Genomic DNA, 282 nt, shown 5'->3' with positions numbered 1-282 from the left:
CTTTTCAGAAGAGCTCGCTAATGCCTACAAACTTTATCAGCTTTTGCTTTTTCACTTTCAGGAGAAGAGGGTAGATGAGTTTTTTGAGTTAATAGAGGAGAACATGAGCAAGGTCAATCACTACTTTCAAACGGTCTTTAGGACTTTTCTTAGACACAAGCAATACATCAAGAATGCGCTAGAAACTGACTATTCAAACGCGAAACTCGAAGCGACTAACAAGTTGATTAAAGACATCAAACGGTTGGGCTTCGGTTTTAGAAACTTCATCAACTTTAAGAA

General features: G+C 37.9%; 1 protein-coding gene. It reads left to right on the top strand.

Annotated elements, in window-relative coordinates; all coding sequences use genetic code 11:
• On the top strand, nucleotides 1-282 hold a 282-nt coding region (locus HMPREF2697_RS06030), incomplete at both ends, for a transposase (protein ID WP_142350081.1).

The organism is Streptococcus sp. HMSC064D12 (assembly GCF_001837205.1).
GTDB classification, from domain to species: domain Bacteria; phylum Bacillota; class Bacilli; order Lactobacillales; family Streptococcaceae; genus Streptococcus; species Streptococcus salivarius_D.
Note: the sequence above shows the minus strand (reverse complement) of the source record. Positions and strands in the feature narration are given on the sequence as shown.